This window comes from Stenotrophomonas sp. 17(2023), from assembly GCF_030345315.1.
In the GTDB taxonomy this organism is placed as follows: Bacteria; Pseudomonadota; Gammaproteobacteria; order Xanthomonadales; family Xanthomonadaceae; genus Stenotrophomonas; species Stenotrophomonas acidaminiphila.
This window is the reverse complement of sequence record NZ_CP128405.1, coordinates 3,139,406-3,155,842: the sequence shown is the minus strand read 5'-3', so window position 1 is coordinate 3,155,842 and position 16,437 is coordinate 3,139,406. Positions and strand designations below refer to the sequence as shown.

Annotated in this window: 19 protein-coding genes and 3 tRNA genes; 13 read left to right on the top strand and 9 right to left on the bottom strand. The window is 68.8% G+C overall.

What is annotated here, in order from left to right:
* Positions 1-29: 29 nt before the first annotated feature.
* Together trpC and QQA12_RS14265 are read left to right on the top strand one after the other, a co-directional pair.
* Complete coding sequence (gene trpC, locus QQA12_RS14270) at positions 30-824, top strand: indole-3-glycerol phosphate synthase TrpC (protein WP_056932812.1); 795 nt, start codon at positions 30-32, stop codon at positions 822-824.
* A complete protein-coding gene (locus QQA12_RS14265; RefSeq protein ID WP_226049652.1) occupies positions 821-1,537 on the top strand; it encodes a haloacid dehalogenase-like hydrolase in 717 nt (238 codons plus the stop codon). Before trpC ends, QQA12_RS14265 begins: the two co-directional genes overlap by 4 nt.
* A gap of 42 nt (positions 1,538-1,579) precedes the next feature.
* Here QQA12_RS14265 and QQA12_RS14260 read toward each other — a convergent pair whose 3' ends face one another.
* Positions 1,580-2,338 (bottom strand): sulfite exporter TauE/SafE family protein, encoded by a 759-nt coding sequence (locus tag QQA12_RS14260; RefSeq protein WP_054667808.1) that lies wholly within the window; start codon positions 2,336-2,338, stop codon positions 1,580-1,582.
* A gap of 214 nt (positions 2,339-2,552) precedes the next feature.
* Complete coding sequence (gene crp, locus QQA12_RS14255) at positions 2,553-3,242, bottom strand: cAMP-activated global transcriptional regulator CRP (protein ID WP_054668795.1); 690 nt, start codon at positions 3,240-3,242, stop codon at positions 2,553-2,555.
* Positions 3,243-3,398: 156 nt separating this feature from the next.
* On the opposite strand from crp, the gene speD reads away from it, so the two are divergent.
* A complete protein-coding gene (speD, locus tag QQA12_RS14250; protein ID WP_054667806.1) occupies positions 3,399-4,193 on the top strand; it encodes an adenosylmethionine decarboxylase in 795 nt (264 codons plus the stop codon).
* 166 nt (positions 4,194-4,359) lie between these two features.
* Positions 4,360-4,674, top strand: coding sequence for a quaternary ammonium compound efflux SMR transporter SugE (gene sugE / locus QQA12_RS14245; protein WP_226049651.1), 315 nt, complete (start codon positions 4,360-4,362; stop codon positions 4,672-4,674).
* Between the two features lie 167 nt (positions 4,675-4,841).
* Here sugE and coq7 read toward each other — a convergent pair whose 3' ends face one another.
* Positions 4,842-5,486, bottom strand: coding sequence for a 2-polyprenyl-3-methyl-6-methoxy-1,4-benzoquinone monooxygenase (gene coq7, locus QQA12_RS14240; protein WP_054667802.1), 645 nt, complete (start codon positions 5,484-5,486; stop codon positions 4,842-4,844).
* Between the two features lie 193 nt (positions 5,487-5,679).
* Between coq7 and rplM the strand changes: the two genes are divergently transcribed.
* Complete coding sequence (rplM, locus tag QQA12_RS14235) at positions 5,680-6,108, top strand: 50S ribosomal protein L13 (protein WP_056932810.1); 429 nt, start codon at positions 5,680-5,682, stop codon at positions 6,106-6,108.
* A 2-nt stretch (positions 6,109-6,110) separates the two neighbouring features.
* Entirely contained in the window at positions 6,111-6,503 is a 393-nt protein-coding gene (gene rpsI, locus QQA12_RS14230) for a 30S ribosomal protein S9 (protein WP_054667799.1), read from the top strand.
* Between the two features lie 170 nt (positions 6,504-6,673).
* Here rpsI and QQA12_RS14225 read toward each other — a convergent pair.
* From QQA12_RS14225 to QQA12_RS14215, 3 genes are all read right to left on the bottom strand, one after another.
* Positions 6,674-6,748, bottom strand: a tRNA-Gln gene (locus tag QQA12_RS14225).
* Positions 6,749-6,861: 113 nt separating this feature from the next.
* Positions 6,862-6,936, bottom strand: a tRNA-Gln gene (locus QQA12_RS14220).
* Positions 6,937-6,967: 31 nt separating this feature from the next.
* Positions 6,968-7,044 (bottom strand) — tRNA-Met (locus QQA12_RS14215).
* Between the two features lie 120 nt (positions 7,045-7,164).
* Here QQA12_RS14215 and QQA12_RS14210 point away from each other — a divergent pair.
* The 3 genes from QQA12_RS14210 to bfr all read left to right on the top strand — a co-directional run bounded on the left by QQA12_RS14210 (position 7,165) and on the right by bfr (position 8,717).
* Complete coding sequence (locus tag QQA12_RS14210) at positions 7,165-7,785, top strand: RNA pyrophosphohydrolase (protein ID WP_056932809.1); 621 nt, start codon at positions 7,165-7,167, stop codon at positions 7,783-7,785.
* 106 nt (positions 7,786-7,891) lie between these two features.
* Positions 7,892-8,101, top strand: coding sequence for a bacterioferritin-associated ferredoxin (locus QQA12_RS14205; RefSeq protein ID WP_054668794.1), 210 nt, complete (start codon positions 7,892-7,894; stop codon positions 8,099-8,101).
* A gap of 145 nt (positions 8,102-8,246) precedes the next feature.
* Positions 8,247-8,717 carry a bacterioferritin gene (gene bfr, locus QQA12_RS14200; protein WP_054667795.1) on the top strand — a complete coding sequence of 157 codons (471 nt, stop codon included), beginning with the start codon at positions 8,247-8,249 and terminating at the stop codon, positions 8,715-8,717.
* A gap of 169 nt (positions 8,718-8,886) precedes the next feature.
* Here the strand turns inward: bfr and QQA12_RS14195 are convergent, their stop codons facing one another.
* From QQA12_RS14195 to QQA12_RS14185, 3 genes are read right to left on the bottom strand one after another with little or no spacing between them, the layout of a single operon-like run.
* Positions 8,887-11,148: a hybrid sensor histidine kinase/response regulator gene (locus tag QQA12_RS14195; RefSeq protein ID WP_226049955.1), complete on the bottom strand. Its 2,262-nt coding sequence runs from the start codon at positions 11,146-11,148 to the stop codon at positions 8,887-8,889.
* 25 nt (positions 11,149-11,173) lie between these two features.
* Positions 11,174-12,988, bottom strand: a complete 1,815-nt coding sequence (locus tag QQA12_RS14190; RefSeq protein WP_226049650.1) for an EAL domain-containing response regulator — start codon at positions 12,986-12,988, stop codon at positions 11,174-11,176.
* Between the two features lie 31 nt (positions 12,989-13,019).
* Positions 13,020-13,658 (bottom strand): DUF4126 domain-containing protein, encoded by a 639-nt coding sequence (locus QQA12_RS14185; RefSeq protein WP_226049649.1) that lies wholly within the window; start codon positions 13,656-13,658, stop codon positions 13,020-13,022.
* A 169-nt stretch (positions 13,659-13,827) separates the two neighbouring features.
* Here QQA12_RS14185 and QQA12_RS14180 point away from each other — a divergent pair, with 169 nt between their 5' ends.
* The 4 genes from QQA12_RS14180 to nudC all read left to right on the top strand — a co-directional run bounded on the left by QQA12_RS14180 (position 13,828) and on the right by nudC (position 16,406).
* Positions 13,828-14,568, top strand: a complete 741-nt coding sequence (locus QQA12_RS14180) for a DUF6776 family protein (protein ID WP_226049648.1) — start codon at positions 13,828-13,830, stop codon at positions 14,566-14,568.
* Positions 14,568-14,996: a polymer-forming cytoskeletal protein gene (locus QQA12_RS14175; protein ID WP_056932807.1), complete on the top strand. Its 429-nt coding sequence runs from the start codon at positions 14,568-14,570 to the stop codon at positions 14,994-14,996. The genes QQA12_RS14180 and QQA12_RS14175 overlap by 1 nt, the downstream gene beginning before the upstream one ends.
* Positions 14,997-15,027: 31 nt before the next feature.
* Positions 15,028-15,414 (top strand): iron-sulfur cluster insertion protein ErpA, encoded by a 387-nt coding sequence (erpA, locus tag QQA12_RS14170; protein WP_054667784.1) that lies wholly within the window; start codon positions 15,028-15,030, stop codon positions 15,412-15,414.
* 86 nt (positions 15,415-15,500) lie between these two features.
* On the top strand, positions 15,501-16,406 hold the full coding sequence (gene nudC / locus QQA12_RS14165) for an NAD(+) diphosphatase (protein WP_054667781.1): 906 nt from the start codon (positions 15,501-15,503) through the stop codon (positions 16,404-16,406).
* Positions 16,407-16,437: the final 31 nt, after the last annotated feature.

The following is a 16,437-nucleotide window of genomic DNA, read 5'->3' as shown; positions in this document are numbered from 1 at the left end:
GCCGTACCGTCTTCCAGGAAAGCAGAGTCATGAGCGACATCCTCAACACCATCCTCGCCCGCAAGACGCAGGAGGTGGCCGAGCGCAGTGCCCGCGTGCCGCTGGCCGAACTGAAGGCGCGCGTTGCCGATGCGTCGCCGGTGCGTGGTTTCGCCAGCGCGCTGCAGGCGGCCATCGCCAACGGCGACCCGGCGGTGATCGCCGAGGTCAAGAAGGCCAGCCCGTCCAAGGGCGTGATCCGCCCGGATTTCCGCCCGGCCGAGATCGCGGTCAGCTACGAGCTGGGCGGCGCCAGCTGCCTGTCGGTGCTCACCGACGTGGATTTCTTCCAGGGCGCCGACGCCTATCTGCGCGAGGCGCGCGAGGCCTGCACGCTGCCGGTGCTGCGCAAGGATTTCGTCATCGACCCCTACCAGGTGGTCGAGGCCCGCGTGCTGGGCGCGGACTGCATCCTGCTGATCGTCTCGGCGCTGGACGACCGCCAGCTGGCCGGATTGTCCGACCTGGCGATGCAGCTGGGCATGGACGTGCTGGTGGAAGTCCATGACATCGACGAGCTGGAGCGCGCCATCCAGGTGCCGGTGCCGCTGGTGGGCATCAACAACCGCAACCTGCGCACCTTCGAGGTATCGCTGGACACCACGCTGTCGATGCGCGCGGCGGTGCCGCGCGACCGCCTGCTGGTCACCGAGAGCGGCATCCTCGGCCCGGCCGACGTCAGGACCATGCGCGAGGCCGGCGTCAACGCCTTCCTGGTCGGCGAGGCCTTCATGCGCGTGGAGGAGCCGGGCGAGGGCCTGCGTCAGCTATTCTTCAGCGCATGACCGAGTCCTACCCCGCTCCCCGCGACGACGCGCAACTGGTCGTCTTCGATTTCGACCACACGCTGTACGACGGCGATTCCGGCAGCCACCTGTTCGCCTGGCTGATCCGCCGCAACCCGCTGCGGATGCTGGCGGCAGTGCTGATCACGCCATTGTTCGGCCCGCTGGTGGCGCTGCTGCCGACGCGCCGCTTCGGCATTTCCGGCTACGTGTGGATCGCGACCTTCGGCCTGCACCGGGCGCGGGAGTTCAACGGCATCATCGACCAGTACGTGCGCGCGCACGAACCTGCGATCCGCGCGCGGCTGCTGCCACGGGCGCTGGACGTGTTCGCCGCGCATCGCCGCGCCGGCGACCGGGTGGTGGTGGCAACCGGTGCGCCGCCGGAGCTGGCGCGTGCCATCCTGGCCTTCGTCGCGCACCAGGACGTGCCGGTGGTCGGCAGCGAAGTGGGGCCGCGGCTGGGCGCGATGGGCGCCACCCGCCACTGCCACAACGAAGAGAAGATGCGCATGTTGCGCGAGCGCGGCTATGGCGCCATCGCCATCGCCTACTCGGACAGCACCGCCGACCTGCCGCTGCTGCGCGCGGCGCAGGCGCCGGTGGTGGTCAACCCCAAGCATTCGCGGGTGGCGTACTTCCGCCGTGTGTTGCCGGCCGGCACCCGCATCCTCAACTGGGGCTGTGCCGAGCGCGGCGGCGAGCCGGCCTGAACGGCGCCGCCGGCCATTGGCCGGCGGTGCGCCTGCCGGGCGTCAGCCCAGCCAGCGGTGCAGTGCGTGGCCGATCTGGAACAGGCTGATCGACAGCACCAGCACCCCCACCGCGATGAGTACCCAGCGCTCCTTGAGGCGCTTGACCAGCAGCGCCGCCACCGGTGCGGCCATCATCCCGCCGACCAGCAGCCCGGCGACGATGGACAGGTGCTGCAATCCCATCGACAGCAGGAACGTGGTCGAGATCGCCAGGGTGACGATGAATTCGGCCGCATTCACCGTACCGATGGTGGTGCGTGCCTTGCCGCCGCGCGCGAGCAGGGTCGAGGTCGCCACCGGCCCCCAGCCGCCGCCGCCACTGGCGTCGAGCAGGCCGGCGAAGAAGCCCAGCACCGGTACCCGCTGCACCTCGCTGCGTGGGGTGAAGCGGCCGGCCGCGCGGGCAAGGATGAAGATCGCCAGCGCCAGCAGGTAGAGATAGATGAAGGGGCGGATGAACTCGCCGGGCAACTGGGTCAGGACGTAGGCGCCGAGTGCGCCGCCAACCGCACCGGGCAGCGCCAGGCGCAGGAACAGCCGCCGGTCGACGTTGCCGGCCGCCAGATGCGATACCCCGGACGCGCCGGTGGTGAATACCTCGGCGGTATGGATGCTGGCGCTCACCGCCGCCGGTGGCAGCCCCATGCTCAACAGAACAGACGAGGACACCAGCCCGAATGCCATGCCCAGGGCGCCATCGACCAGCTGCGCCCCGATCCCGATCAGGATGAACCAGTAGAACTCGCTTCCAAATTCCATTGGTGGAGACTGCTGGGTAAGGAAGGCAACCGTCAAGGCCGCGGGATTGCCCCGCGGTGCCGGACTCGGGGGCTGGAGACGTCAGGTTTCCGCTGAGGCAGCCCGCTTTTGTTGTCAAAGGGGCGCGCGCGGACAGGCGCAGGGATCTGGAGGCCGATGCGCCGGGGCCCCGGGGTCTGCGGAGCAGACTCTGGGGTTTATGCGTGAGTACGTATCAACGCGTTCCGTACAGCACGATGGTCTTGCCGCGCGCGTGCAGGATGCCGTCGGCCTGCAGCTTCTTGAGCACGCGCCCGGCCATTTCCCGCGAGCAGCCCACCAGCCGGGCGATCTCCTGCCGCGAAACGCGCAGCTGGGTGCCCTGCGGGTGACTCATCGATTCCGGCTCGCGGGCCAGGTCGTGCAGGGTGCGCACGATGCGGTCGGTCACGTCCAGGAACGCCAGGCGGCTGGCCTTGCGGCTGGTGTGCAGCAGGCGCCGGGAAATCTGCGAGCCGATCGCGTACAGCAGCCGCGGGGCGTCGCTGGACAGCGGCCCCAGGAACAGCTGGTGCAGCCGTTCGTAGCTGATCTCGGCCAGTTCGCAGGGGGTGCGGGTGCGCAGGATCACCTCGCGCTTGTCCGATTCGATGAACAGCCCCATCTCGCCGACGAACTCGCCGGCGCCGAAGTAGCCCAGCACCAGTTCCCGGTCCTCGTCCTCCTCGGCGATGATGCTGACCGAGCCGCTGACCACGTAGTACATGGTGCCGGCCGGGTCGCCGGGGCGGAACACGTCGGTGCGCCCCGGGTAGCGGCGGCGGTGGCTGTGGGCCAGGAACCGATCGATGGTGGCGATATCCAGGGCCAAGGGGCTGGAGGCGAGGCGCACGTTAGGCACGGTGTTGGCGATCCCTGGACTCATGATGACGTTCATGTTCGTGTTTATGAACTTGTCTTAACGGACAAGCTTAGCGACGCAGGCCACAAGGGGCAAACGCCTGTTGGCCGCGCACGTTTCGCCGGGGGGCGGTTTGCCCCATAATTGCCCCCTTTCCCACCATTCACAGGACCGACCGCCGTGGTCAAGCCGTTGCCTCGCCTGAGGTTGCAGGGTTTCAACAACCTCACCAAGGCGCTGAGCTTCAACATCTATGACGTCTGCTATGCGCGTACCGAAGAGGAGCGCCAGCGTTACATCGAGTACATCGACGAGGAATACAACGCCGATCGACTCACGCAGATCCTCACCGATGTGGCCGAGATCATCGGCGCCAACATCCTGAACATCGCCCGTCAGGATTACGATCCGCAGGGCGCGTCGGTGACCATCCTCATCTCCGAGGAGCCGGTGATCGACAAGAAGGCCGCCGGCAAGGAGCTGATCTCCGACGCGGTGGTCGCGCACATGGACAAGAGCCACATCACCGTCCATACCTATCCCGAGACCCACCCGCAGGAAGGCATCGCCACCTTCCGCGCCGATATCGACGTCGCCACCTGCGGCGTGATCTCGCCGCTGAAGGCGCTGAACTACCTGATCGAGAGCCTCGAGTCGGACATCGTGATCATGGACTACCGCGTCCGTGGCTTCACCCGCGACGTGAAGGGCAAGAAGCACTTCATCGACCACAAGATCAACTCGATCCAGAACTTCCTGGCCAAGAACATCAAGTCGCGCTACGAGATGTTCGACGTCAACGTCTACCAGGAGAACATCTTCCACACGAAGATGCACCTGAAGGACTTCGACCTGGACCAGTACCTGTTCGAGGAGAAGGCCAAGAACCTCTCGTTCAAGGAGCGCATGAAGATCGAGGCGCTGCTGCGCCGCGAGATCGAGGAGCTGTTCCACGGCCGCAACCTGGCCGAGTGACGGTTACATGCGGTTCGGGGAGCGGTTGCTAGCCTGCCGCTCCTGAAATACCCGGCGGGACGGCCCGCCCCGTGGTCCGATCCACGGAACACAGCCGACGGCGGCCCGGTGCTCACCAGCACCGGGCCGCTTTTTTTGTGCCCAAACCTTTAAGGAGTAAACCCCCATGGCCTGGATCTACCTGCTGGTGGCCGGTCTGTTCGAAGTCGTCTGGGCGATCGGCCTGAAGTACACCGAGGGCTGGACCCGGCCGTGGCCCAGCGTGGGCACCCTGGCGGCGATGGTGGTCAGCTTCTGGTGCCTGTCGCAGTCGCTCAGGTCGATCCCGATCGGCACCGGCTATGCGATCTGGACCGGGATCGGCGCGGTCGGCGCCGCCGCGCTGGGCATCGTGCTGTTCGGCGACAGCGCCTCGTGGCCGCGGCTGCTGTGCATCGGCCTGATCGTGGCTGGCGTGATCGGGTTGAAGATCGTGTCGTAGTCACGTCCGCGGAGCGGGCATGCTGTCCCGGGTCCGCTGCGCAAACCTTGGGTCCCGGCTCCGGGTTCACCCATTCCCGCGCCTTCGGTGCGCCGGCTTGACCCGTGGGCCCTGCAGCAGACGGAATGCGTGCTTCGCCCGTTCCGCCATGAGGCCGGGGCGTGGGTTCAGAGCCGGTAGGCGATGGTTTTCATTGCCCGGGAGGCCAGTGCCATCACCGCCGGGATCGGTGCCGGCAGGATCCGCGCGCCGGCGTGTTCGGCATGGTCGGCGTGGCGTGCCTCGTCGATCTTCATCACCTTGAGGATCTCGCGGCTGCGCTGGTCGGCCGGTGGCAGGGTCTCAAGGTGCTCGTCCAGGTGCGCCTCCACCTGGCGCTCGGTCTCGACCACGAAACCCAGGTTCCAGCCGTCGCCGCGCAGCCCGGCGAGGGTGCCGATGGCGTAGCTGCCGGCATACCACAGCGGGTTGAACAGGCTGGGGCGGCTGTCGAGCTCGCGCAGGCGGTCCGCGCACCAGCCCAGGTGGTCGGTCTCCTCCTGCGCCGCTTCCAGCAGGTGCGCGCGGGTGGACGGGTCGCGGGCAACGGCCGCCTGTCCGAAATACAGCCCCTGAGCGCACACTTCGCCGACGTGGTTGATGCGCATCAGGCCTGCGGCGTGGCGCCTTGCGTCCGGTTCCAGCACCACGTCCGGGGTATCGCCGGCGGGGTTGGGGCGGCGCGCCGGCGGGTTGCCGAACACCGTGTCCAGCGCGCGCTGGGCCTCGGTCAGCAGGCGATCCAGGGGCGTGAAGGCGCGGTCGGTGGTCATGGCGTCCAGACGGGGTGGGGGAGAGCCGGATTCTCGCCGCTGTCCCCGGGGCTGCCAAGGCCGGCCGGGTGGCGGCTTGCGTGGGCCGGCCACGGCCGGTACAATCCCGCCTCTTGTGTTTCACCTTCACAACGCGTGGCAGAGTTCCGGCAGTGCAGCGCCGCAATGAGCCCGACCTAACCTGAGTTCTTTCATGAGCACTTTCACCGCAAAGAACGAGACCGTCCAGCGTGACTGGTATCTCGTCGACGCCTCGGGCAAGACCCTGGGCCGTCTGGCCACCGAGCTGGCCCGCCGCCTGCGTGGCAAGCACAAGCCGGTCTACACCCCGCACGTCGATACCGGCGACTACCTGGTTGTCATCAACGCAGAGAAGATTGTCGTCACCGGCAAGAAGCTGCAGGACAAGCAGTACCACCGCTTCACCGGCTACATCGGCAACCTGAAGACCGAGACCCTGGCCCAGGCGCTGGAGCGTCACCCGGAGCGCGTGATCGAGATCGCTGTCAAGGGCATGCTGCCGAAGGGCCCGCTGGGCCGCGCCATGTACCGCAAGCTCAAGGTCTACGCCGGCGCCGAGCACCCGCACGCCGCCCAGCAGCCGCAAGTTCTGGATATCTAATCATGGCTATCACGCAAAACTACGGCACTGGCCGCCGCAAGTCCTCCACCGCCCGCGTGTTCCTGCGCAAGGGTTCGGGCAACATCACCGTCAATGGCCGTCCGCTGGACGAGTTCTTCGGCCGTGAGACCGCGCGCATGATCGTGCGCCAGCCGCTCGAGCTGACCAAGAACACCGAGAGCTTCGACGTCATCGTCACCGCCACCGGCGGCGGCACCACCGGCCAGGCCGGTGCGATCCGCCTGGGCATCGCCCGCGCCCTGGTCGAGTACGACGAAGGCCTGAAGTCCGAGCTGCGCAAGGCCGGCTTCATGACCCGTGACGCCCGCGAAGTCGAGCGCAAGAAGGTTGGTCTGCACAAGGCCCGCCGCGCCACCCAGTTCTCCAAGCGCTGATCCATCGCGCCTGGCGTGGGGTCCTCCGGGATCCCGCTGGGAAAACAAAAGCCCGGCCTCGGCCGGGCTTTTGTCGTTCCGGGGTGGCGTGAAGCCCATGGCGGCTGCCGCGCCGGCATCCGCTGGGGGCAAAAAGAAAGGCCTGATCTTTCGATCAGGCCTTTGGTATTTGGCAGCCCCGGAAGGATTCGAACCTCCGAATGCCTGAGTCAGAGTCAGGTGCCTTACCGCTTGGCGACGGGGCTAGGCAGGGGGTGGATTATCGCATGCCGCGGCGGTCGAGGCCAACAGGCGTGGCGGCGAGACCGTTGGAGCAGGCAAAAAAAGACCAGATCTTTCGATCTGGTCTTTTGATATCTGGCAGCCCCGGAAGGATTCGAACCTCCGAATGTCTGAGTCAGAGTCAGATGCCTTACCGCTTGGCGACGGGGCTGTGGTTTTCAGGAGCCGGGCTCCTGCTCCCTTGGTGGCTATGGGTGGACTCGAACCACCGACCCCAGCATTATGAGTGCTGTGCTCTAACCGGCTGAGCTACATAGCCTCAGGGAGCCCGCAATTCTGCGTATCGCCGGCTTGCCTGTCAACTGTTTTTTCCGCGCTTGTGGCATTGCAGCGGCCATGGCAGAGTCCAAGCCAGTAGAAATATTTAGGAGTCCGCATCGTGATCGATCCGGACGGCTATCGACCGAACGTCGGCATTGTGCTGATGCGGGAAGACGGACAGGTGTTCTGGGCACGACGCGTGCGCCGGGACGGCTGGCAGTTCCCGCAGGGTGGGATGAACTCCGACGAGACCCCGGTCGAGGCCATGTATCGCGAGCTGCAGGAAGAAACCGGCCTGTTGCCTGAACATGTCGAAGTGCTCGGGGCTACCCCGGGCTGGCTTCGCTACCGGTTGCCCAGCCGCGCCATCCGCCGTACCGAGAAGCAGGTCTGCATCGGCCAGAAGCAGGTCTGGTTCCTGCTGCGGCTGACCGGCGACGAAGGCCATGTGCGCCTGGACCATACCGAGGCCCCCGAGTTCGACCATTGGCGCTGGGTGGATTTCTGGTATCCCGTCGAGCATGTGGTCATGTTCAAGCGGGGTGTCTATGCGCGCGCGCTGCGGCATCTGGCGCCGTTGGCGCGGGGCATCGCCGGGCAAGGGGTGACGGCGATGCCGAAGAGCGCCCAGGAGGCGTGGATGCCCGGCCATGCGGCAGGCCATGAGCGCCCGCGCAAGCGTTCGCGCAAGCGCGGCTATTGGCCGCGGAAGGCGCAGGGCGAGGGGCCGACGGCCTGACGGCCGCCATCTGATCGAGAACGATTCAGAATTTTAATTGACAATCGTTCTCGTTTTCGTTGAAATGGCTTCCGGCCACTCCCGGCCGGTCCTGCCCATCGCCCCCGTGTACGTCTGCATCTGCAACGGTGTCACCGACCACCAGATCCGCGAAGCGGCCGACAACGGCTGCAGTTCGGTTGCCGAGCTGACGATGCGCACCGGCTGCGGTTCCAGCTGCGGTTCCTGCCTGGAGATGGCCGGCGAGCTCCTGGCCAAGGCGCGCGCGGTGCACGACCTGCCGCTGCCGGTACTCGGCCTGGCCAGGGTGGCCTGAACTCCGTCGCGGCGCGTGGCCGCGGCGTGAGCGCATGCGTCAGGTCCGCCGTTGCGGCCGGACCAATGCATACGATTCGCGTTCCTTCATCGACGCATCCGTGACGCTACAGTGCGCGCGTTCAATGCGTGCAGGAGCAACTCCCATGAAAGGCGACGTCAAGGTCATCGAATTCCTCAACAAGGTGCTCTACAACGAGCTGACCGCGATCAACCAGTACTTCCTGCACGCCAAGATGCTGAAGAACTGGGGCCTGAAGGAGCTGGCCGAGCACGAGTACAAGGAATCCATCGACGAGATGAAGCATGCGGACGCGTTGTCCGACCGCATCCTGTTCCTCGAGGGACTGCCGAACTTCCAGGCGCTGGGCAAGCTGCGCATCGGCGAGAGTCCGGTCGAGATCCTGCGCTGCGACCTGGCGCTGGAAACCTCGGCGGTGGCGGTGCTGCGCGAGGCCGTGGCCTACGCGGAGAGCATCGGCGACTACGTCAGCCGCGAGCTGTTCGTGAAGATCCTCGACTCCGAGGAAGAGCACATCGACTGGCTGGAAACCCAGCTGGACCTGATCGAGCGCATCGGCGAGCCGAACTACCTGCTGACCAAGCTGGACGACTGAGCGCCCGCCCCGGCGCTGTGCCGGGCACTTGCGGGCCCAGGCCACGGCGGCCGCGTCGCCGTGCTGCCACGGCATCGCTCATCTACCCAGGGCCGCGCCGTCTGCTCGGTGGTGATCCCGCTCCCTTTTCCGCACGCGCGTCCGGGCGCGACATGCGCGCGAGCCGGGCTCAGGCCTGCAGGGCCCGTTCGCCGCGCATGTCCGACTGGTAGCCGATCAGCGCCAGCCGGGCGCGGGCGAACTCGGCAATGATCAGTGCGACCATCACCGCCGGGCGTTCCAGCTTGCCCGAGCGGGCGGCCAGTTCGACCCGGCGCGCCGCCGCCGACAGGGCCAGGGCACCGACATTGGCGCTGGCCGACTTGAGGCTGTGCGCCAGTTCGCGCAACTGGTCCAGGTCGGGTGTGACCGCGGCCTCCTGCAGCTGGCGCACCAGCGGGGTGGTGTCGTCGAGGAACACGTCGATGATGGTGGCGGTCTCGGCGCCGGCGATCTCGCGCAGTTCGTCCAGCACCTCGCGGTCGAGCACCGGCAGGGCGGTGGACTGCGCGGCCGAGGCCGGGGCTTCCTCGAGCTGGGCCGGTGCCGCCTGCGGCGGTTCGTCGCCGGCGGTCGGCGCGGTCCCGCACCAGCGCAGCAGGCAGGCCTGCAGGCCTTCGCGCGAAATGGGCTTGGAAAGGTAATCGTCCATTCCCGCGTCCAGGCAGCGCTGGCGGTCGCCGGCCATGGCGTTGGCGGTCATGGCGATGATCGGCAGGCGCGCGGCCGGGGTGGCGGCCTCGTGCTCGCGCCAGCGGCGGGTGGCGGCGTAACCGTCCAGCACCGGCATCTGGCAGTCCATCAGCACCGCCTGGTAAGCGCCGGCGTGCAGCTTGTCCAGCGCGAGCTGGCCGTTGATGGCGGTTTCCACTTCGCAGCCGAGCACGCCCAGCAGCTTCTGCGCCACGAGCAGGTTGACCGGGTTGTCCTCGACCAGCAGCACCCGTGTGCCGATCAGTCCGCGCGTCCGTTCCAGCGATGCCGGGGCAGCGGGCGGCGCTTCCGGCGCGACGGAGGGCGCGGCCGCGCCGGTGTCCGGCGCAGGGCTGGCCGGTTCCGTCAACGCCGCGCGCAGGGCCGCATCCGCCGCCTGCCGCGATACCACGCGTGGACTGTCGCGCAGCTCGGCCGGCAGCGGTGCGTCGTCCTGCAGCCAGACCAGGCGGTGGTCGCCGCCGGCCCGCTGCAGCGCCGCGACACCCAGGCGCAGCGATGACAGGTCGCCGATGACGGCGTGCCAGGGCTGTGCGGTGCCGCCGGTGCGGAGCAGGTCCAGCGCTTCCTGCACCGTGTCCACGCTGCGGACCTCGAACCCCCAGTTCGGCAGGATCAGCTCCAGCCGCTGGCGCAGGCGCGCGTCGGTGGACACCAGCAGCACCCGCGGGTGGGCACCGTGCGCCGGTGCGCGCAGGTCGCCGATCACCTTGAGCAGTGGAATCTCGAACCAGAAGGTCGAGCCCTGGCCGGGCACCGAGTCGAGCCCGATCCGGCCATGCATCAGGTCGATGATGCGCTTGCAGATGGCCAGGCCCAGGCCGGTGCCGCCATACAGGCGGGTGGTCGAGGCATCGGCCTGGGTGAAGGCGCTGAACAGGCGTTGCTGCTGTTCCGCATCGATGCCGATGCCGGTGTCGCGGACCTCGAAGCGCAGCAGGTGCTGCGCGTTGGTCTCGCCCATGCGCCGCACCTGCACCTGGATGCCGCCGCGTTCGGTGAACTTGATCGCGTTGACCATCAGGTTGCTGAGCACCTGGCGCAGGCGTACCGGGTCGCCGCGCACCGCCAGCCGCACCGCCGGGTCGAGCGCCAGGGTGATGTCCAGCCCCTTGTGCGCGGCCGAGCGCTGCATCAGCTGCAGCAGCGAGTCCAGCAGCTCGCGCAGGTTGAACGTGGTGATCTCCAGTTCCAGCCGCTGCGCTTCGAGCTTGGAGTAGTCGAGGATGTCGTCGACGATGCGGAACAACGCCCGCGAACTCTCGCTGGCGGTGTTGAGCATCTCGCGCTGTTCGGCGGCCAGCGGACCCTGCGCGACCATTTCCAGCATCGGGATGATGCCGTTGAGCGGGGTGCGGATCTCGTGGCTCATGGTGGCCAGGAACTCGCCCTTGGCCAGCATCGCCGCCTCGGCATCCTGCTTGGCCTGCAGCAGTTGCTGCTCGAGCTGGACATGGCGCTGCTGTTCCTGGCGCAGCCGCTGCAGCTCGCGCTCGTTGTCGCGCGAGCGCTGCGCGAACGCGGCGGACGTGTCGGCCAGGGCGCGTGCGGCGAGCGCGGCCAGCAATGCGCACAGGCAGGCGAGCGCGGCCAGGACGGTGGTGATGATCTGCGCCGGTAGCGGCGGCGGCAGCCACTGCGCCGCGCCGGCGGCGACCGCGAGCATCGCCGAAGCCATGGCCCAGCGGTTGGCTGCCTGCATCTCAGAGCACCGTGTTCTGGAAGTCGAAGTCCAGCTCGCTGCCGACCGACTGCACCACGTTGCCCTGGATGAAGTCGATGCCGCTCATCCACATCGCGGCGGCGGCCTGCGGGTCCTCGATCTGCTGGCCGATGATCTGCAGCCCGGCGCGGTGCGCGGCATCGATCGCGCCGCGCAGTTCGTCGCGCAGCTGCTGGCTGGCGTGGCTGCCGGCGAAGCGTCCGGCCATGCGCACGAAGCCCAGCGGCAGCTGGGTCATCAGCGCGTTGGCCTCGTCGCCGGGTTCGAACTGGCTCAGGCAGAACTGCACGCCCGCGGGCATCAGCCGTTCGCAGAACTGCTGCAATGTCACCGCGTGTACCAGCGCGTCGCCCAGGCGCACGTCGATGACCAGCGAGCTGCCGGCGATCTGCCGGTCGGCGATGGCCTTGAGCAGCCAGCCGGCGAACGCCTCGCGGGCGAGGCTGCGCAGCGATTGCGACACGAACAGACGCATCGGCGGCACGGCGTGCTGGTAGCGGTGCAGCAGCCCCAGCGCATGGTCGAGCACCTGCTGGTCGAGATCGCCGATGCGCCCGGCCGCCTCGGCCGCCGGAATCACCTGGCCGGCCGAGAGCAGGGTGCCGTCGTTGCGCCGCAGGCGCAGCAGCACCTGGTACTGCGCGGTGTCGCTGCCGGCGACGGCCACGATCGGCTGGTAGGCCAGCTCGATCTGCCCCTCCAGCAGGGCCAGGTGTTCCTGCGCGGCGGCATCGCCGTTGCCCTGGTGGGCAGCCACGCCGTCGGCGAGCAGCCGCGCCTGCAGGGCGGTGCGTTCGACCGCCTCCAGGGCGATGCCGGCGTCCTCGAAACCCTGCGACAGGCGTGCATGGCCCACGGCGCAGCGCAGGTGCAGCGATTCGTCATCGCGCACCACGAACGGGTGCGCGGACAGTGCCTGGCGTACCGAGCGCGCCAGTGCATCGACCGCGTCCTCGTCCATGCCGCGGCCCAGCAGCAGGAAGCTGTTGTCGTTCAACCGCGCCAGCAGGTGCGGGCGCGCGGCTTCGGCCAGGCGCCGGCCGGCCTGCATCATCAGCCGCTCGAAGGCGGCATAACCATAGCGTTCGCGCAGGCCCAGCGCGCTGGCGATCTCGATGAACATCAGCCCGCCATGCTCGGCCGCGGCCAGCGCCGCATCCAGTTGCAGCATCAGGTTGTGCCGGGTTGGCAGCCCGGTCTCCGGGTTGCTCAACGCCACCCCTTCGGCCGTGCCCTGCGACTGCTGGCGCGAACGGCGGATGCGGTTGGCCACCGCCGCGACCAGGTGGCGCGGGCGGATCGGTTTGGTGAGGAAATCGTCGGCGCCGCTGTCGAGCACCTCGAACTGGCGCTCGGGGTCGGGGTCGCCGGTCAGGAACACGATGGGCAGCAGCTGCTGCTGCGGGTTCTGGCGGATCAGCGCGGTCAGCCGCATGCCATCGAGCCCGGGCATGTGCAGGTCCATCAGGATCAGGTCGGGGCGGTGCTCGGCGATGGCCTGCTGCACGCCTTCGGCGTCCATCTGCACGATCGCCTGCATGCCGGCACCGTGCAGCACGCTCTGCGCGAACAGCGCCTGCGAGCGGTCGTCCTCGACGATCAGCACCCGATAGGGCGTTTCGGCGGCCGCGGGCTGGCCTGCTTCGGGTGCCGCGGCCGGGGCGGCGGCGATATGCGCGCGGACCGCTTCGGCCGGCGGCGCGTTGCCCACGCTCCAGCGCTGCCAGTAGTCTGCCGGCGGGACCTCCGCGCGCGACAGGCGGGCGGAGGAGATAGGTGTGTCGTTGCTTGCCATCGGTACTCCCCGTATGCCGTGGATTATGCGGTCAACGAGCCGGTGGCAGCGAATGGTCCCTGGCCGTTGCCGCTGGCGCGGCCGGCGCTGGTGCGGCGAACAGGCGCTTGACCCCGCGCCAGAGCGTGCGCCAGACCAGCCATACGGTCAGCGCGCCCAGCAGGCTTGCGCCGACCACCAGCGCCAGCGCCAGCCACGGGTGGGCCAGTGCCAGCGCCAGGCCGGCGATCACCACGCCGTCCTCTGCCACCGATGCGGCCCAGTTGCTGGCCGGCTCCGGGGAAGTGTTCAGCAGTGCCCGGGTGCCGGCCTTCAGGCCATGGCTGGCCAGCGCCACGCCGGCGCCGGCGGCGAGCGCGCCGGCGCCGAGCTGGCCGTCGGGGGACAGGGTCGCCGCGGCCAGGAAGGCGCCGGCCGGTACCCGGGCCAGGGTCTGCAGCAGGTCCCAGATCGAATCCACGCCGGGGATCTTGTCGGCGAAGAACTCGGTGGTCGCCAGCGCGGCCGAGGTGCCCAGCACCCACCATGACTGCGTGGCCTGCAGTGCCGGCGGCAGCTCGACCCAGCCCAGCACGCCGGCCAGGCCGACGCCGAACACGGTCAGGTACACGCGGATGCCGGCCAGCCAGGCCAGCAGGATGCCGATGACGAAAACGTGGGCTTCGGTCATGGTCGCGGACTCGCGCGGGAACTGTGAGCAGGATCGCAACTATCGACCATGCCCCGGGGGATTGCCAGTTCCCGGCGGGCCGTGCCGGGAGTCGTTTACACTGCCCAGCCGTTTCAACCGGAGCGAAGGTGCCGCTTCGCGCAGGATCCGGCACCGGTCATGTAACGCCATGAGCAATCGATCCCCCTCGCGTTTCCAGATCACCCTGCGGGGAACGCCGCAGCGATCGGCGTGGGTGCGGCTGGCCGTCCTCGCCGTCGCCTGGCTGCTGTCGCTGCTGCTGGTGGGCTGGCTGGCCGCCCGCTACGCCTCGCCCGATGCCGGCGGGTTGCGCGAGCGCCTGCGCCAGAGCGAGCGTACCGTCGCCGCGCAGCGCGCCCAGATCGAGGAGCTGCGGCAGCGCCAGGCCACGCTGGAGGCGTCGGACAAGATCAGCCGCGCGGCCAATACCGAGGTGCAGGCATCGCTGGCCGAGCGCGACGAGGAGATCGCCGGGCTGCGCGCGGATGTCGCGTTCTACGAGCGCCTGGTGGGCGCCACCAGCCAGCGCAAGGGGCTGAATGCGCATTCGGTGGAGTTCTCCGCCGAAGCGGCGGGCACCTGGCACTACAGCGTGGTGCTGACGCAGAACCTGAACAGGGGCGCCATCAGCCAGGGGCAGATGCGGTTCTCGGTGGAAGGGGTCAAGGGCGGCAAACTGGCGACGGTGACCTGGGACGAGCTCCACCAGCGCCGTGAGGTGCCCGGGCAGGCCTATTCGTTCCGGTATTTCCAGCGCCTGGACGGCAGCGTGATGCTGCCCAAGGATTTCACCCCGCAACGTGTGCGAGTCTCGTTGACCGGGCCCGGGGGGAGCGCGACACAGACTTTCGATTGGAAACTCGCCGGCAACGGCAGAGGGGAGCAGTGATGTTCAAGAACAAGTCCAGCCGCGACAGCCACCTGGTCGTGGACGCCCTGATCGGGCCGCAGGTGGTGATCCGTGGCGACGTGATGTTCAGCGGCGGCCTGTACGTGGAAGGGCGCATCGAGGGCCGGGTGATCGCCGAGGAGGGCGCCAAAGCGGTGCTGACCCTGGCCGAGCAGGGCCACATCGACGGCGAGGTCCGTGCCTCGGTGGTGGTGCTCAGCGGGCGCATGGACGGCGACGTCCATGCCGGCGAGCGCATCGAGCTGACCCCCACCGCGCGGGTCAACGGCAACGTCCACTACCAGGTGGTCGAGATGGGCGCCGGCGCCCAGCTCAACGGCCGCCTGGTGCATGCCACGGCGATGGCCGCGCTGCCTTCGCCCGAGGCGGCGGCGCTGCAGGAGCAGGCTGAAGCGGCGGAGGCTTGAATCGGCGCGCGGCCGTCCCCATGCTGGTCGCATGAGCACGCTCGTTTCCCTGCCCGGCGCAACGGCCGCCCCCGATTACCAGTCCCTCGATCGCCCGCTGAACTTCACCCCGGCCGCCGCGGCCAAGGTGAGCGAGCTGATCCGCGAGGAGGGCAACGCTGCCCTGGCCCTGCGCGTCTATATCCAGGGCGGTGGCTGTTCCGGCTTCCAGTATGGCTTCGAGTTCGACGAGAACCGGGCCGACGACGACCTGGCGGTGGTCACCGACGGCGTGACCCTGCTGGTGGACCCGCTGAGCCTGCAGTACCTGATGGGCGCCGAGGTCGATTACTCGGAAAGCCTCACCGGGGCGCAGTTCGTGATCCGCAATCCCAACGCCCGCACGACCTGCGGCTGCGGCAGCAGTTTCGCCGTCTGAGTCCTGCGCCATGCCGCGGACACGCGCGCATCCCCGCGGACGCGGGCAGCTTCTCGCCACGGTGGTTTGCCGGTAGTCTGCCGACGATGCCTGTTTTCGACTCTTCCTTCCACGCACACGCCTTTGCCGGCGCCGCGCTGGATCGCGCCGATGCGCTGCGCGACGACGCCGATGCGCTGGCGCGGCTGTGGCCCGACGCCCGGGTGCTGGTACTCGATGCCGACGGCACCGCTTTCGCCGATGCCGACGGCCAGCCGTTCCTGACCAGTGGCCGCGAACTCGGCGGCGGCCCGGGCACGGCCATCTTCCTGGGCATGCAGCACGAGCGCGCCTGGTTCGTGGTCGAGGCGGCGATGGTCGGGGCGCGGGCGCCAGGACGCATCGACCTGCGCCGTGCCGCCGCCGAATGGCCGGCCGACGCGTCGGGCGTGTTCTGCTACGCGCGTGGCATGTCGTACTGGCATTCGCGCAACCGCTTCTGCGGCGTCTGCGGTGCCGCGGTGGTGTTCGGGCGTGGCGGTTTCATCGGCCGCTGCGGCCAGTGCGGCACCGAGCATTACCCGCGGGTGGACCCGGCGGTCATCGTCGCGGTCGAGCACGACGGCCGCCTGCTGCTCGGGCGCCAGGCCAGCTGGGCGCCGCGGCGCTGGTCGGTGGTGGCTGGTTTCGTCGAACCGGGCGAGACCTTCGAGCAGACCGTGGCGCGCGAAGTGTTCGAGGAAACCCGGGTGCGGGTGATCCAGGCCGAGTACCTGTGCACCCAGCCGTGGCCCTTCCCGGGCGCGCTGATGGTCGGTTTCCGGGCCACCGCGCATGGCGACGTCCCCCAGGTGGACGGCGAACTCGAGGACGCGCGCTGGTTCGACGCCGAAGAAATCGGCGCCGCGCTGCGGCGCGAACAGGCCGACGACGGCCAGGGCATCCTGCTGTCGCCGCCGATCTCGATCGCACGTACGCTGATCGAAGACTGGTACCGGCGCCGGCAGCCATGAGGCCGGCAGCGGGCCGTCGCGGGCATCGGCA

Coding starts and splice junctions, on each gene's coding strand:
- trpC (WP_056932812.1), top strand. CDS start 30: ATGAGCGACATCCTCAACACCATCCTCGCCCGCAAGACGCAGGAGGTG.
- QQA12_RS14265 (WP_226049652.1), top strand. CDS start 821: ATGACCGAGTCCTACCCCGCTCCCCGCGACGACGCGCAACTGGTCGTC.
- QQA12_RS14260 (WP_054667808.1), bottom strand. CDS start 2,338: ATGGAATTTGGAAGCGAGTTCTACTGGTTCATCCTGATCGGGATCGGG.
- crp (WP_054668795.1), bottom strand. CDS start 3,242: ATGAGTCCAGGGATCGCCAACACCGTGCCTAACGTGCGCCTCGCCTCC.
- sugE (WP_226049651.1), top strand. CDS start 4,360: ATGGCCTGGATCTACCTGCTGGTGGCCGGTCTGTTCGAAGTCGTCTGG.
- coq7 (WP_054667802.1), bottom strand. CDS start 5,486: ATGACCACCGACCGCGCCTTCACGCCCCTGGATCGCCTGCTGACCGAG.
- rplM (WP_056932810.1), top strand. CDS start 5,680: ATGAGCACTTTCACCGCAAAGAACGAGACCGTCCAGCGTGACTGGTAT.
- rpsI (WP_054667799.1), top strand. CDS start 6,111: ATGGCTATCACGCAAAACTACGGCACTGGCCGCCGCAAGTCCTCCACC.
- bfr (WP_054667795.1), top strand. CDS start 8,247: ATGAAAGGCGACGTCAAGGTCATCGAATTCCTCAACAAGGTGCTCTAC.
- QQA12_RS14195 (WP_226049955.1), bottom strand. CDS start 11,148: ATGGCTTCGGCGATGCTCGCGGTCGCCGCCGGCGCGGCGCAGTGGCTG.
- QQA12_RS14190 (WP_226049650.1), bottom strand. CDS start 12,988: ATGGCAAGCAACGACACACCTATCTCCTCCGCCCGCCTGTCGCGCGCG.
- QQA12_RS14185 (WP_226049649.1), bottom strand. CDS start 13,658: ATGACCGAAGCCCACGTTTTCGTCATCGGCATCCTGCTGGCCTGGCTG.
- QQA12_RS14180 (WP_226049648.1), top strand. CDS start 13,828: ATGAGCAATCGATCCCCCTCGCGTTTCCAGATCACCCTGCGGGGAACG.
- QQA12_RS14175 (WP_056932807.1), top strand. CDS start 14,568: ATGTTCAAGAACAAGTCCAGCCGCGACAGCCACCTGGTCGTGGACGCC.
- erpA (WP_054667784.1), top strand. CDS start 15,028: ATGAGCACGCTCGTTTCCCTGCCCGGCGCAACGGCCGCCCCCGATTAC.
- nudC (WP_054667781.1), top strand. CDS start 15,501: ATGCCTGTTTTCGACTCTTCCTTCCACGCACACGCCTTTGCCGGCGCC.